The organism is Paenibacillus sp. FSL H8-0537 (assembly GCF_038051995.1).
GTDB lineage: Bacteria > Bacillota > Bacilli > Paenibacillales > Paenibacillaceae > Pristimantibacillus.
On sequence record NZ_CP150290.1, the window covers coordinates 4,992,249 to 5,005,176 of the forward strand.

14 protein-coding genes are annotated in these 12,928 nt (G+C 48.9%); 4 read left to right on the top strand and 10 right to left on the bottom strand.

Annotation, left to right across the window (positions count from 1 at the left end):
• Window positions 1-3: 3 nt before the first annotated feature.
• The 5 genes from MHB80_RS21025 to MHB80_RS21045 all read right to left on the bottom strand — a co-directional run bounded on the left by MHB80_RS21025 (window position 4) and on the right by MHB80_RS21045 (window position 3,090).
• A complete protein-coding gene (locus MHB80_RS21025) occupies window positions 4-495 on the bottom strand; it encodes an Lrp/AsnC family transcriptional regulator (protein WP_046233088.1) in 492 nt (163 codons plus the stop codon).
• Window positions 496-592: 97 nt separating this feature from the next.
• On the bottom strand, window positions 593-1,000 hold the full coding sequence (locus MHB80_RS21030) for a spore coat protein (RefSeq protein WP_341278802.1): 408 nt from the start codon (window positions 998-1,000) through the stop codon (window positions 593-595).
• A gap of 36 nt (window positions 1,001-1,036) precedes the next feature.
• Window positions 1,037-1,261 carry a hypothetical protein gene (locus MHB80_RS21035; RefSeq protein WP_341278803.1) on the bottom strand — a complete coding sequence of 75 codons (225 nt, stop codon included), beginning with the start codon at window positions 1,259-1,261 and terminating at the stop codon, window positions 1,037-1,039.
• A 289-nt stretch (window positions 1,262-1,550) separates the two neighbouring features.
• Window positions 1,551-2,216: a DUF2642 domain-containing protein gene (locus MHB80_RS21040; RefSeq protein ID WP_341278804.1), complete on the bottom strand. Its 666-nt coding sequence runs from the start codon at window positions 2,214-2,216 to the stop codon at window positions 1,551-1,553.
• Window positions 2,217-2,328: 112 nt separating this feature from the next.
• Window positions 2,329-3,090, bottom strand: coding sequence for a hypothetical protein (locus MHB80_RS21045; RefSeq protein ID WP_341278805.1), 762 nt, complete (start codon window positions 3,088-3,090; stop codon window positions 2,329-2,331).
• Window positions 3,091-3,444: 354 nt separating this feature from the next.
• On the opposite strand from MHB80_RS21045, the gene MHB80_RS21050 reads away from it, so the two are divergent.
• The gene (locus MHB80_RS21050) at window positions 3,445-4,569 is read left to right on the top strand and encodes a CotH kinase family protein (RefSeq protein ID WP_341278806.1); all 1,125 of its coding nucleotides are present in this window, start codon (window positions 3,445-3,447) and stop codon (window positions 4,567-4,569) included.
• A 10-nt stretch (window positions 4,570-4,579) separates the two neighbouring features.
• On the opposite strand, the gene cysK is transcribed toward MHB80_RS21050, so the two are convergent.
• From cysK to MHB80_RS21075, 5 genes are all read right to left on the bottom strand, one after another.
• On the bottom strand, window positions 4,580-5,497 hold the full coding sequence (gene cysK, locus MHB80_RS21055; RefSeq protein ID WP_341278807.1) for a cysteine synthase A: 918 nt from the start codon (window positions 5,495-5,497) through the stop codon (window positions 4,580-4,582).
• A 30-nt stretch (window positions 5,498-5,527) separates the two neighbouring features.
• Window positions 5,528-6,862 carry an MFS transporter gene (locus tag MHB80_RS21060; protein WP_341278808.1) on the bottom strand — a complete coding sequence of 445 codons (1,335 nt, stop codon included), beginning with the start codon at window positions 6,860-6,862 and terminating at the stop codon, window positions 5,528-5,530.
• Window positions 6,863-7,084: 222 nt separating this feature from the next.
• Entirely contained in the window at window positions 7,085-7,615 is a 531-nt protein-coding gene (locus tag MHB80_RS21065) for a hypothetical protein (RefSeq protein WP_341278809.1), read from the bottom strand.
• Window positions 7,616-7,730: 115 nt separating this feature from the next.
• Window positions 7,731-8,153, bottom strand: coding sequence for a DUF350 domain-containing protein (locus MHB80_RS21070; protein ID WP_341278810.1), 423 nt, complete (start codon window positions 8,151-8,153; stop codon window positions 7,731-7,733).
• A 71-nt stretch (window positions 8,154-8,224) separates the two neighbouring features.
• Window positions 8,225-10,594: an endonuclease MutS2 gene (locus tag MHB80_RS21075; protein WP_341278811.1), complete on the bottom strand. Its 2,370-nt coding sequence runs from the start codon at window positions 10,592-10,594 to the stop codon at window positions 8,225-8,227.
• A 200-nt stretch (window positions 10,595-10,794) separates the two neighbouring features.
• On the opposite strand from MHB80_RS21075, the gene MHB80_RS21080 reads away from it, so the two are divergent.
• The 3 genes from MHB80_RS21080 to MHB80_RS21090 all read left to right on the top strand — a co-directional run bounded on the left by MHB80_RS21080 (window position 10,795) and on the right by MHB80_RS21090 (window position 12,810).
• Entirely contained in the window at window positions 10,795-11,172 is a 378-nt protein-coding gene (locus tag MHB80_RS21080) for a phage holin family protein (RefSeq protein WP_341278812.1), read from the top strand.
• Window positions 11,173-11,386: 214 nt separating this feature from the next.
• On the top strand, window positions 11,387-11,758 hold the full coding sequence (locus tag MHB80_RS21085) for a cytochrome C oxidase subunit II (protein WP_341278813.1): 372 nt from the start codon (window positions 11,387-11,389) through the stop codon (window positions 11,756-11,758).
• Window positions 11,759-12,129: 371 nt separating this feature from the next.
• Window positions 12,130-12,810 carry an SDR family oxidoreductase gene (locus MHB80_RS21090; RefSeq protein ID WP_341278814.1) on the top strand — a complete coding sequence of 227 codons (681 nt, stop codon included), beginning with the start codon at window positions 12,130-12,132 and terminating at the stop codon, window positions 12,808-12,810.
• Window positions 12,811-12,928: the final 118 nt, after the last annotated feature.

Below are 12,928 nucleotides of genomic sequence, written 5' to 3' on the forward strand. Positions count from 1 at the left end.
CTCTTACGGCGAAATCATCAAACGATCGTCACCCTCATGCTCCTCGAAGATAATTCCATCCTGTTTATATTTTTTCAAAATAAAGTTTGTCTTTGTCGATAATACAGCATCGATTGGAGACAGCTTATTCGATACGAAGGAGGCAACCTCCTTCAAGTTTTTACCCTCAATCTCGACAAGCAGATCATAGGCTCCGGACATCAAATAAACGGATTTCACTTCCGGATATAAGTAAATGCGCTCGGCAATGCCTTCGAAGCCGCGTCCGCGCTCAGGTGTAATTTGCACCTCAATCAGCGCCGTTACCTTCTCGTCATCCACCTTGCTCCAGTTCACGATAGTCGCGTATTTGACAATAATATGATTATGTTCAAGCTCGGCTATTGCCTGCTTTACTTCCTCAGCGGGAGCACCTAGCAAAGTGGCGATTAAATCGGCATCACGTCTGGCGTCTTCCTTGAGCAGCTCCAATACTTTGAGTTGCAATTCGTTCATCATATACTCCTTCCAGCAAACCTGAAGTTATTAACCTTCATATTACAACGAATCCGGGCTTCCTGCAAAGAAAAAAACAAAAGACCCCGAAGGGTCTTTACATGTAGTAGGGCTGATGGGAATTTTGCTGGTTGTGCTGTTGCTGCTGCTGTGCCATATGGCCGTATTCAGCATGCATCGCCTGCGACTGGCTGCCCATACGCTGCTGCAAAAATTGCGATGTTTTTTGCTGGGTTTGCTGATACTCCTTTATCTGCTTGTCGATCTCCTGTCTAAGAACAGGCGATGCCGTGCTGTACATGTTTTGCGACTGCATCACTTGATACAGTTCACCCTGCATTTTCAGCGTGCTGTTCAGCAGGTTCGTAAACATTTGCCTTATAGACGGACAAGCAGCCTCTGTGGCCCCCGTCGCATATTCACGGGTTACGCGTTTCAAGTCACTAAGTACGGTGTAGGCCAGATCCTCTTCTGGCAAAAACGATTGCGCGTATTGCTGTTGCATCTCTTTTTCCTCCTTATGTCTAGTTGCCGAATGTGCTTACTGCTGGGGCTGGGTCGGCGCCATGCTTTGATGCTGCTGAAGCGTATGCATCAACGTCAGGTAATGCTGTTGATGGGTATTCAGCATTTGGGAGCACACTTGGCGAAGCTGCTGATTGCTTGCCCCGATAGAAACGGCTGTGCATTGCTTGATCAGCAAATCCTCGTTGGACATCGAATCGACTATATACTCGAGTTCTTTCGCCGTCATTGGCTGTAACATCGAATTTCCTCCTTCTGAACTATCGTTTGATTGGATACATGCTTACATGCTCGCAAGCGAATCTCATAGCTCCGCTCGGCTGACAGGATGTCAACTCTTTCGTATTATGGATCAGTCTCCCACTAATTATGTACGGGTGCATCCCCTATTTTTACAATGCCGTCCACTAGGCTTATCTGCGTGCTTGTCCACAACGGCGTTAATCATGCAAAAGTGCCTATCCCCTCTTCGCAAGGTCAATAGGCACTTTCACCTTCAACATACAGCTTACGGAAGACTGAACGGACCTTTAGGGCAAATGAACGGTTTTCACATGATCAAAATGTAAAAATACCGAAGCCCCGCTCGCGGTAGACAGCTCAAGCATGCTTTGATCAATCGCTTTAAGGACGCCCGTTTTATTTGAATTTTCGCCTAAATCGAGTACGACAAATTCACCCATCAGCTTGCGCAGCTGCTGATCGAACGTTCGCGACAAAGTGACTGGAGATGGCCTTAATGGAAACTGCTCAGGAGTCAGCCTGTATGGCGTGACATCGGGGTTGTAGGGAATTAAATATTTCAGATGGTGCAAAGACACCATAACCGTGTGGTAAATCGGGGAATAAAACACGAAATAATCATTCATAACTGTCGTAACGTAGCCATGGATCGATTGATTCCCGGTAATGTACAGCTCGGAAAACATTCCTTTGGCATTCATTAAAATTTTGCGGTAAGAGACCTTTTCATTGTAGGCTTCAAAGGGCAGTTCCGGCACCTCGAATGGGTCATACTTGTGATTGGACAGACGAAGCTGCTGCAAATGAATGAGCGGGACATAAATAAATTGCAAACCCGTATGCAGCACTAAAATATCCTGCCCAAATTCAATCAGCTTGCCACGAATGGAAGCAACTTTTCCCGATATGTCCAGCTCTATTTGCTGGTCAAGCAGCGGATGGCGATTTTTCACAGTATCTCTCTCCTTTCTGCCGACTTTTTTAAAGGAATACCGGGCTTCGGCATCAAGTGCCTGACCCGGTATTTCATTAGCGTCTAATGCGTTGTGCCGTTCTCACAAAACGTTAATTTCTTTTGCCAGAGCGGTTTCCGTTTTTGTTTCCGCTTTTATTGCGGTTTTTGTTTCCTCCGGTGTTCGATCCACCTGTGCGATTTTTATCTCCTCCGTTGTTCGATCCACCTGTACGGTTATTATTCCCTCCGTTGTTCGATCCACCTGTACGGTTATTATTCCCTCCGGAACGGTCACCACGGGAAGTGTTTTGTCCGAGCTGCTTAATTGTTTTAATGTGGAACAATTGAATTTGAACGACTTCACGGTTTACGACCAACAATAAAGATGTGCTGCCAACTTCAGCGATAAAGCCTTCGATTTTCTCCGGACCGCCCCAGTTGATTTGCACAAATTTTTGGTTAAGTGCACGGATAACGCCGATGAAGCTGGAAGCCTGAATATATTGGGGAGTGTGGCCTTTGCTTTTGTCGCTAGGGAAATCCGTAATGCTCTTCACATGGCTCGAGCTCACATAAACAATGCCTTCCTTTGTCCAAAGCACTAGATAGTCATTTTTCACGGCAACTAGCGTACCTTGGAGGGATTCTGGACCACCACGGTTGATTTTTACATATTGTCCAACGAGGCCCTCGAGAAATGTTTTAGTTCCATTGCCTTTCGAGCTTTTGTGTTGGTTGCTTTTGTGTTGGTTGCTTTTGTGTTGGCTGCTTTTGTGTTGGCTGCTTTTGTGTTGGTTGCTTTTATGGTGGTGGTTCATATTGCCCGAGTTTCTATCCTGTTCTCCACTTACATAGTTGCAGCAATAATTCATAATAAAATCCCTCCAAATGTTTAATGTGCCATGCTAGATTTACATGCAATCTTAAACGCTATTCATTCTGTTCCTGCTTGCTCTTATCACCTTGGCCTGAGTAGCGAGCATCCCTCCAGTGCTTGATGCCGTTCATCTGTCATGGGAGACGATTTATAATACATTTATATGTATCCCTCATATAAGAGGTACTAGATTAATAACTATTTATTAAAGGTATAAGCATATAACTAGAAAAGATTCATAGAGTCGCTGCTCCGACAGTAGCAAAATACCCTGCGGCAGAATAAGGTAAATCAGCAAAAGCCTATCTGAGGACGATAGGCGGATCTGCCCGCAGGAGGTGGAAGCCCCATGTCAACCCAAACGCTGCCGATTCGTGAAATTACGATTGAACCTGATCATTTGCAGGAGCTGCAGGAGGATTCCTGGAGCCATACGTTCCAGCCAGTTCAGCTGGATATGAATGGACAATCGAGAGAAGCCACTTTCGGCTTTCGCGGCGGCCATACGAGGAACTATTTTAAAAAATCCTATGAAGTCAGAACGAAAGCCGGTTTGACGCTGCATTGGAACGCCGAGTTTGATGATCCTTCGATGATTCGCAATGCGCTGTCCTTCCAGTTTTTTAATCAGATTGGCGTGCCATCACCGCGTACCCGGCATATTTGGCTCGTCATTAATGGCGCCCCTCAAGGCGTCTATTTAGAGATAGAATCCGTCGATCCCAGATTTTTTCGCAAAAGAGGCATTGGCTGCCGCTCCATTATTTATGCGGTCAACGACAGCGCAAACTTCAGCCTTATTGATCCCATTACGGAGCGAAGGAAGCAATCCCTCTTTGACGGCTATGAGCTTGTATCGGGACTCGCCACCTCCGAGCTGCGGCTAATCCGCTTCGTCAGAGGCATTAACAGCAAGCGCAAAACCCGGCTGCAATGGAGCTCTTGGGCGGAAAAGCATCTTGATGTCGATCAATATTTGCTCTGGCTCGCTGGAGCCGTGCTTACGGGAAACTATGATGGCTTCGATCAAAATTATGCGCTTTATGTGCATGCAAAAACGGGAAAATACCGGATGATGCCTTGGGATTATGAGGGAACATGGGGAAGAAATTGCTACGGCAAGCCGTGTGGAAGTGATCTGGTGCGGATTGAAGGCTACAATACGTTGACGGACAAACTGCTGGCCATTCCGGCCTATAAACGCAAATACCGCTCCATCCTGCTCCGGCTGCTGCAAACAGCATTTACGGAGGAACAGGTGGAGCGGACAGTGAGCGCGATGTACAGCAAGCTGACACCAGCCATTCAAGAGGATTACACAAGAAAAAGCAGCTTTAATACGTATTTGAGCGAGCCAGACTTCATATTGAATTATGTGAAGGAAAGGCGCGCTATTATCAGACACGCTTTAAAAAGCTGGAAGCTCACGCAGAAGACAGCAGATGTAGCCGCCCTTAAAGTTAAAATTCATTAAGGCTTCTTTTTTAAAATAACTCCATGCTGAGGTATCGCTCGCCTGTATCAGGCGCGATGCAGAGCACCCTGCTGCCGACTCCAAGCCGGCGAGCCACCTGAAAAGCCGCCCAAACGGCAGCTCCTGAAGAAGGTCCGAGCAGCAAGCCTTCCTGACGGGCAAGCGCCTTCATCATAGAGATTGCATCGTCATCCGCCGCCTGAATGATTTCATCATAGATGGAAACATTCAGTATAGTGGGCACGAAGCCGGGGCTTGTGCCCACCAGCTTATGCGGCCCAGGCACCCCGCCAGACAAAACGGGCGATCCCATAGGCTCCACAACCGCAATATGCAAATTCGGAAGTGCGGCTTTCAGCGTCTCACCCGTTCCAGTGATGGTGCCGCCCGTTCCTGAACAGGCGACAAAAGCATCAAGCCGTCCTTCCATCTGCTGCAAAATCTCCGTTGCTGTCGTACCGCGATGGGCATCGGGGTTTGCTTTATTTTCAAACTGATTCGGAATAAAGCTGCCTGGAATGTGCTGAGCCAGCTCCTGCGCCTTGGCAATCGCACCAGGCATCCGCTCGGCCGCTGGCGTCAATACCACTTCCGCGCCATAGGCACGAAGCAGCTTAATGCGCTCCTGAGACATATTGTCCGGCATGATTAAAATGAGCTTGTAGCCTTTAGCCGCCGCCCCCATGGCCAGTCCAATGCCCGTGTTGCCGCTTGTTGGTTCTATAATCGTGGAGCCCGGCTTAATTTGGCCGCTAAGCTCTCCAGCTTGAATGAGGGAGGCTGCCGCACGATCCTTAACGCTGCCGCTTGGATTAAAATATTCCAGCTTCACGAAGACATCTCCGCAGCCTTTCTCCGCCAGACGGTTCAGCTTCACAACCGGCGTCTCGCCCACTAAATCAATAATGCTTGATACGATTTTCGGCATAATTGTTAATCCTCCTGCTTCCATGAATCATCATGTCTCTTGCTTTGTCTCTTGTTCCAATAATGGACGCATCATCCACCAGCCAATAATAGGCACCGAGCCGACTACGAACAGCAGCCAGACGACCGCAAGCGGAGAATGATTTTGCGTCAGCACGATCAAATATCCGCTTAGTCCAAGCACCCGTCCAAACGTCAATCCCGCTTCCCGCAAAACGATAAATTCTTCGCGTTCCCCACCGCTGGATTGTGATTCCCCAATTAAATCAAACACCCTTGAAGTCATCGGTATAATGTAGAGCGGCATAAAAATCGACGTCCCAATACCGAATAACAATAAATTTGTAAAATTCACCTCGTAAAACAAAGGCAATATGACCAGTCCATTCATGACCGTCCCGACTAGCATAGCCCGTTTGCGATTGCGCGGGGACAGACGCTTGCCGACCAGCCAAAAGCTGAGTAGCGCAACGAAAGACGTAATGAGCGTAAAACTGCCCAGCTTGGCCTCATTCTGGGTGGCGATATAGACGGTCAAGCCGACTAAAAAAAGAAATACACCTTCCCGTACGCCTTGAGCAACGACAGCTGGCAGCATTCTGCGCCACGGATTGCCGGGAATGACAAGCTGCTGAAAGCCATGCGTCCAACTGTATCGCCTGCCATCCTGCTTACGTTTCTTCAGCCAGAAGCTCAGCACAACCGAAATGGCCAGTATGACAAGCGATGCCGTAAATATAATCTGATAGCCGCGCTCGCCGCTCATTGAGGTAATAAGCAGGCCCGATACCCAAGGCGCCAAAATCCCCGCACCTGACCCAAGCAAGCCTGACCAGCCATTAAAGCGGTCGCGATTGTCCGGCTCGGTAATTTCAAAATAAATGACATCAAATGCGACCCAAAACAAGCCCAGCGCTACGCCATTCAATAGGCCGAGCGGGATAATATAGCTCGTCGCCAGCTTGCCGAGCATGAGCACTGTGAAATAAAAAGCCCCCGACAGCACGATGCCTGTGCGGAGACTGTTCATTTTATTATATTCTTTAACCCATTTTCCCGCCAGCCAAAAGGTAATGCCGCACGTTACATACTGGCACATCGTAAACCAGCCGACCAGCATATAGGAGGAACTGGCTTTCCATAAGTAGATGGGCACGAACGTTCCTGAGAGCGCAAGCGCAATGCCGAATAGCGCTTGAACAGCCAGAAGCAATATCGCCTGACGATCCAATACACCGCCCGTTGGCGCTCTTCCCAGCATGGCTGGGCGGCTAAATGGCCCGAGTGGCATCGACGCTTTCATTCGTGTTTTTGCCCCAGTGCCATTACTAGCACCAGTTCCGAATTCACCTTTGTTCTGTTTCATTTTCGTACCCCTTCCCCGGCAGCCGTCTGCAAAGGCTAGCTTGCTGTCCCGTCCGGCTTGCTGCCCCTGCATTTGTATAGGTGCTATATAAGCTTCCCTACTTGCGTCAGGCACATGCCGCTAATGCTGCTGGCATTTATAGGCTGGAGGTAGAAAAAAACCGGAGCAAGCGCAGTGACCTCGGCAAATCAGGTCAAAACCGCGTTGTCCGGCTGTTTGAGTTTAATCTTCAGAAGCGAGTGCCTTCAGCATTCCTTCTCGGTCATTGCCGCTTAGCTGAGTAGCTGTATGGAAGCATGATGGGCACACATATAACTTGAGCTCAAATGGCGGCTGAAGCAAGGGCTGTCCCAATGCAGGATGCAGCGTTGGCTCGAAAGAGCCTGCTGCTAATGCCATCTTGCCTGCTTCCAGCATATATTCCCGGCAGGAAGGACATTCCGGCGCTTCCTCCTGCTCATTGATGATTTGCTGCACTTTGCCTTGCGCTCCAATCCAGTCGCGGTGCGTTCTGCTGAAGCCGTCATCTGCCTCATCCCAGCCACCGCCTGATTCCTGACCGCTGCCGTCTTCTTGCTCCCACTCTGGCTTTTCTTCCTCATCATCCTCATCACGGTCATTATCGACGCCAAATTGCAGCGTGCGGTAGCCAGCCAACTCATTTTCACAATGTGGACAATGCTTCTCGGGACCTATTTCTTCATCCCATACGATTTCCGTCAAACACCACGGACATACAACTTGCTCTTCCATCCTTGATTGCCCCCCATTTAATTGTTGATTACGTAATAAACCCCGATGCTAAAAAAAACAATGGCTAATGCTAGCAATGTTCCCCATAAATATTTCATGTCGTTCCTCCTGCAATCTAGCTCACGATGGCACCGCCAATGACATACGAAAGTGAAACGGAAATAACCATAGCAATCAAGCCTACAGCCCGGTTGTCGCGCGCAATTTCATCATCGATGCGAAATACCGGCGTTAAAAACTCAAATAGAAAATAAGCGCCAAGCAAAATAAGGAAACCAAATGCGCCCCAAATCATGCTTTGGTAAATGGAATCATTCGCTTCAATCGAAAATCTGAAAATATTGCATATGCCGAAAATTTTCCCGCCCGTCGCCATCGCTACAGCAACGTTGCCGTTTTTAATTTCTTTCCAGCAGTTGTAACGGGTAACAACCTCGAACACCCATAAAAAAACGAGAAGCGAGAGAACCACAATGGATATATAAAGCAGCATTGCCAAATAGGAATTGCCAAGCAGCACATCGACCTCATTGCTCATGCGTTACCCTCCTTTAACTAAATCGCAAAAATCTTTCGGCAGCTGCGGCATAGACGCCGCAGTGCGCCTAGTTAGTTAAGCTCAGCAACCGTAACACCGGCTCCGCCTTCGCCATAGTTGCCCAAGCGGTATTTTTTCACATGGCTGTGCTTGCGCAAATATTGCTGTATGCCTGAACGCAGCACGCCCGTGCCATGCCCGTGAATAATATAAACCTGCCCGATGCCCGAGAGGAAAGATTCATCGAGAAATTGATCAACCTCCATGAGTGCTTCCTCTAAATTCGAGCCTCTGAGGTCAAGCTCCATTTTCACATTTTCATCTCTGGAGCGTTTTACACTAGCTGCCTGCTTAGGCTGCTGCTTCAGCGGGGCAGCTGGCTTAATCAGCTCCATATCGGCAATGGCTACCTTCATCTTCATTATGCCGAGCTGAACGGTCGCATCCGCCCCATGCACCTCGATGATAAGCCCCTTCTGATTCAAGCTGTAGACCATTACCTCGTCACCGGCTTCGATTTTGCGAGCAGCCTTCTGTTGTGCCGCGTTTGAAGGTCGATTTTGCTTCTTGTGCAGCTCAGGCACCGCTTCATCCAGCTTGCGGCGAGCATCAATAAGCTTATGCTCCTTGACTGAAGCGCCTTCCTCCAATGCCAGCTTGCGCAGATCCGAAATAATCTTCTCGGCCTCCAGACGCGCTTTTGCAACTGCCTCGCGCGCTTGCTCCTGAGCCTTCTCGAGCATTTTGTCACGCTGTTCCTCAAACTTGCGCAGCTCCGCCTCATGCCGTCCACGCTGCTTCTCCATATCCTGCCTCAGCGACTGCGCCGTCTGACGTTCGCTTTCTGCATTCAAGCGGTCCGCTTCGAGCGAAGCGATCATATTCTCAACTCGCTGATCCTCTTCGCTGACTTCGCCGCGCGCATGATCGATGATTGTTTTGCTTAGGCCAAGCCGCTCTGCGATCGCAAAGGCATTGCTTCGGCCCGGTACCCCTACAAGCAAGCGGTAGGTTGGGCTGAGTGTGGCAATATCAAATTCCATGCTTGCGTTAATGACCCCTTTGCGATTGTAAGCATACGCTTTAAGCTCGCTGTAGTGGGTCGTTGCAATAATACGGCTGCCCAGGCTATGAATATGCTCCAGCAGCGCAATTGCCAGTGCCGAGCCTTCTGCTGGGTCGGTGCCCGCGCCAAGCTCATCGAGCAGGACAAGGCTTTTCGCCGTCATTGTTTTCAAAATACGAACAATATTAACCAAATGGCTGGAAAACGTACTCAGGCTCTGCTCAATGCTCTGCTCATCACCGATATCGGCATAAATGGCGTCAAACACACAAAGCTGGCTGCCGTCCTCTACCGGAACGAACAAACCGGACATGCTCATCAGGCTGAGCAAACCTACTGTTTTAAGGGAGACGGTTTTACCGCCTGTATTTGGTCCCGTTACGATAATGGCTGTGTATGTATTGCCCAGCTCAACATCAATGGGAACGATTTTGTCCGCCGCAATGAGCGGGTGGCGTCCTCTTTTGATTTTCAGAAAGCCTCGATCATTCATGCGTGGCAGCGTAGCCTTCATCTCATGCCCAAGACGCGCCTTGGCAAAAGCAAAATCCAGCTTGCCGAGCAGCTCTTGATTATACAATAAATCCTCGACATGCTCAGCCGCTTTAGCGGTTAGCATTTGCAAAATTTTCTCGATTTCACGCAGCTCTGCCGCTCTCAGCTCACGCAGCTTATTGTTCATGACAACCGTTGCTTCCGGCTCAATAAATAGCGTAGCGCCTGAGCCGGACTGATCATGCACAATGCCGCCAAAATGCGAGCGATATTCCTGCTTCACTGGAATGACATAACGGTCGCTGCGCAGCGTAATAATGGCGTCCTGGAGCATTTTCTGCACGGAGGAAGAACGAATCATTTGCTCCAGCTTCTCGCGGATGCGCGATTCTCCTCCACGAAGCTCCTTGCGAATCGAAGCGAGCTGGACGCTAGCGCTATCCATAACCTCACCCTGATCGTCAATGCAGTCAAAAATCGCGTCCTCGAGCTCCTTGTGCTCGCTGAGCTGGTCAGACGTTTCATGCAGCAAAGGAATCGGATCATCATCATGCAGATTTTCCAGATGCCGCTTTACCCGCCTAGCCCCTCTCGACGTCGAGGCAATTTCCATCAACTCCACCGGATTCAATGTTCCACCGATACGCGATCTGTGAAGTGAGCTGCTGATGTTGGTAATACCGCCAAATGGCGGATTGCCCTTGAGACGGTCCGCCTTATAAGCCTCGTCCGTCGCCTGCAGCATCAGCTTAACCATCTCCAAATCAGAGCTTGGAGCAAGCTTCTCCGCTTCCTCCTTGCCGAGCGATGTTGCTGCGTGCAAAGTCAATTTATGTATAATTTTGTGAAATTCAAGTGTTGTTAATATTTTACTATCCAAGCGTAACACTCCTCTCGCCCTTATATTATAGCCGAATCAGCGCTTTGATGCACGACATGACGTTACCTTCCATACATGTTCCGGCGAAAACTGGCTACAATACGAAGGAATCAGAATATCCTGCCTGGTTGACGTGCAAAATCAGTTGACTATCACAGGCCGTACTGAAGGGTTTTAAATCATCTAAGGAGGTTGTGTACATGAGCTTTCTAGGGCATGTCGTTCGGTTCATCGTAGCAGCTCTTGTGTTAATGCTTGTGGGCTTGCTTGTGCCACAATTCAGCGTAGGCGGTTTTTGGAGCGCTTTAATGCTGGCTATCGTCATTGCCGTGCTGGGCTGGATTATCGAAGCGATTTTTGGCAAAAAGGTTACACCGTTTGGACGGGGCATCGTCGGCTTCATCGCCAGCGTCGTCGTCATCTGGATCGCCCAATTCATCGTCAGCGGCGTTTCAGTCACTTGGCTCGGTGCCATTCTGGCTGCGCTCGTTATCGGGATTATCGACTTGTTCATTCCCGTCAGCACGCCATATGAAGCCGGACGCTCCGATCACGACCGCCGCAGCAGCGACCATTAATGAATTAATCGCTTTGCGTCATCAGCGGAAGCCACGTGCTTGTCAGCCCTTTCCTGTCGCTCCTTGAGTGATGGGCAAGGGCTTTTTCATCAAGCCATTCAACAATTTGTCACCTTCTGATGCTGTCAGTTTGGGAAAATTGGGTTACAATAATAGCGATGCGAAAAAAAATTCCGAATTATAAAGCGTGTAAGCAGAAAGGGAGCCGAACAAGATGAAAAAGTGGATTTTTCTTGCTGCCGTGATGTGCCTTGTTGCAATCATTGCCGCATGCGGGACAAGCGGGGGAGCAAGCGAAGCGGGCGGCGTTATAGATACAGATGCCAGTGCCGCCGAAGTCATTGTCAAAGCAAAGAGCTGGGAATTTGAGCAAACCGAATATAAGATCAAGCAGGGCGAGGCCGTTAACCTTAAGCTTGAATCAACGGATGGCGTCCATGGCATCCAAGTTACCAAAACCGATATTACGATTCCAAACAATAAATCCAAAACCATTTCGCTAAAAGCTGGCGAATACACAATCGTATGCAACGTGCCGTGTGGTACAGGCCATACTAAAATGCAAGCGAAGCTTATTGTTGAATAAATGGATTTGAATTGGGGCTTCTTGAATCCCGCAACCAGCCGCCAGTGCTCACCTTTGTGTGAACACTGGCGGTTTTATTGTTTTTGCTTGAAAAAAATAGTAATCAGACATGAGCAAAAGAACAAGCCACAGCCATGGATGAAATGATAAAGTCTTGGGCTGGCGCCGAATTTGATGCACGCATAAAACATGGCGATGTGTTTATGATTTTTCCGATAATGGACTGAAATATCATTTTTCTTTTGCTGCTCTTTAAGAAAAATTGATAACTGCCGCACTTTCGCTTCCCGCTTCCCTTTGATAAGATGGTCATGATAGCTAAAAGTTAGCGCTTACGATTTTTTCTTGCAAAAGCCGAAGGGAGTGATACGATGAGCCTTTTAAATGGGCGTGTGGCAATGGTAAGCGGCGCAGGCAGCGGGCTCGGAAGAGCCGCTTCTCTATCGTTCGCAAAAGAAGGCGCAGAGGTCGTACTGCTTGGCCGTCGTTTGAACAAGCTCGAAGAAACCTTTGAGGCGATAAAGAAAGCTACCGGACGGGAAGCGCTTGTTATACCTACGGATATCACCAACGAACAGCAAATAAAGCAAGCGGTAACTCTAGCTGTCGACAAATGGGGTAAAATTGACATTTTACTCAATAATGCCGCTGTGCTGGAGTCTGGCCATGTCATTGAGCTGACTTCAGAAAACTGGCATACGCAGGTCGCTACCAATTTGACAGGACCCTTTTATTTATCCAGAGCTGTCATTCCCTTTATGCGCAAAGAACGCTATGGACGCATCATTAATATTACGTCGGGCCTTTCCTGGAACGGTGCCGGAGGATATGGCGCCTACAGTGCAGCCAAAGCTGGCCTTGAGTCGCTAACCCGGACTCTAGCTGATGAAGAACATGAATATGGCATTCTCATTAATTTATACAACCCTGGCACGCTTCGCACCGAAATGCATGCCACGGGCAAGGACCCGGCAGTTGTCACACCCGATTTGCTGCGGCTCGCAAGCCTGCCTCGCGGCGGGCCAACAGGCAGTACGGTCAGCTATGGTTAATTAGGTGAGACGCTATTAATAAAAATCCCATGAAAGAAGCACGGGCAATGGCTCGCTGCTTCTTTCATGGGATTTTTTTGCGCCTACGCAGCGCGATATGCAAAAAAATCCGTTTATC

Excerpts from the sequence above, each read along its gene's own strand:
- MHB80_RS21025 (WP_046233088.1), bottom strand. The coding sequence starts at position 495 with ATGAACGAATTGCAACTCAAAGTATTGGAGCTGCTCAAGGAAGACGCC.
- MHB80_RS21030 (WP_341278802.1), bottom strand. The coding sequence starts at position 1,000 with ATGCAACAGCAATACGCGCAATCGTTTTTGCCAGAAGAGGATCTGGCC.
- MHB80_RS21035 (WP_341278803.1), bottom strand. The coding sequence starts at position 1,261 with ATGTTACAGCCAATGACGGCGAAAGAACTCGAGTATATAGTCGATTCG.
- MHB80_RS21045 (WP_341278805.1), bottom strand. The coding sequence starts at position 3,090 with ATGAATTATTGCTGCAACTATGTAAGTGGAGAACAGGATAGAAACTCG.
- MHB80_RS21050 (WP_341278806.1), top strand. The coding sequence starts at position 3,445 with ATGTCAACCCAAACGCTGCCGATTCGTGAAATTACGATTGAACCTGAT.
- cysK (WP_341278807.1), bottom strand. The coding sequence starts at position 5,497 with ATGCCGAAAATCGTATCAAGCATTATTGATTTAGTGGGCGAGACGCCG.
- MHB80_RS21060 (WP_341278808.1), bottom strand. The coding sequence starts at position 6,862 with ATGAAACAGAACAAAGGTGAATTCGGAACTGGTGCTAGTAATGGCACT.
- MHB80_RS21065 (WP_341278809.1), bottom strand. The coding sequence starts at position 7,615 with ATGGAAGAGCAAGTTGTATGTCCGTGGTGTTTGACGGAAATCGTATGG.
- MHB80_RS21070 (WP_341278810.1), bottom strand. The coding sequence starts at position 8,153 with ATGAGCAATGAGGTCGATGTGCTGCTTGGCAATTCCTATTTGGCAATG.
- MHB80_RS21080 (WP_341278812.1), top strand. The coding sequence starts at position 10,795 with ATGAGCTTTCTAGGGCATGTCGTTCGGTTCATCGTAGCAGCTCTTGTG.
- MHB80_RS21085 (WP_341278813.1), top strand. The coding sequence starts at position 11,387 with ATGAAAAAGTGGATTTTTCTTGCTGCCGTGATGTGCCTTGTTGCAATC.
- MHB80_RS21090 (WP_341278814.1), top strand. The coding sequence starts at position 12,130 with ATGAGCCTTTTAAATGGGCGTGTGGCAATGGTAAGCGGCGCAGGCAGC.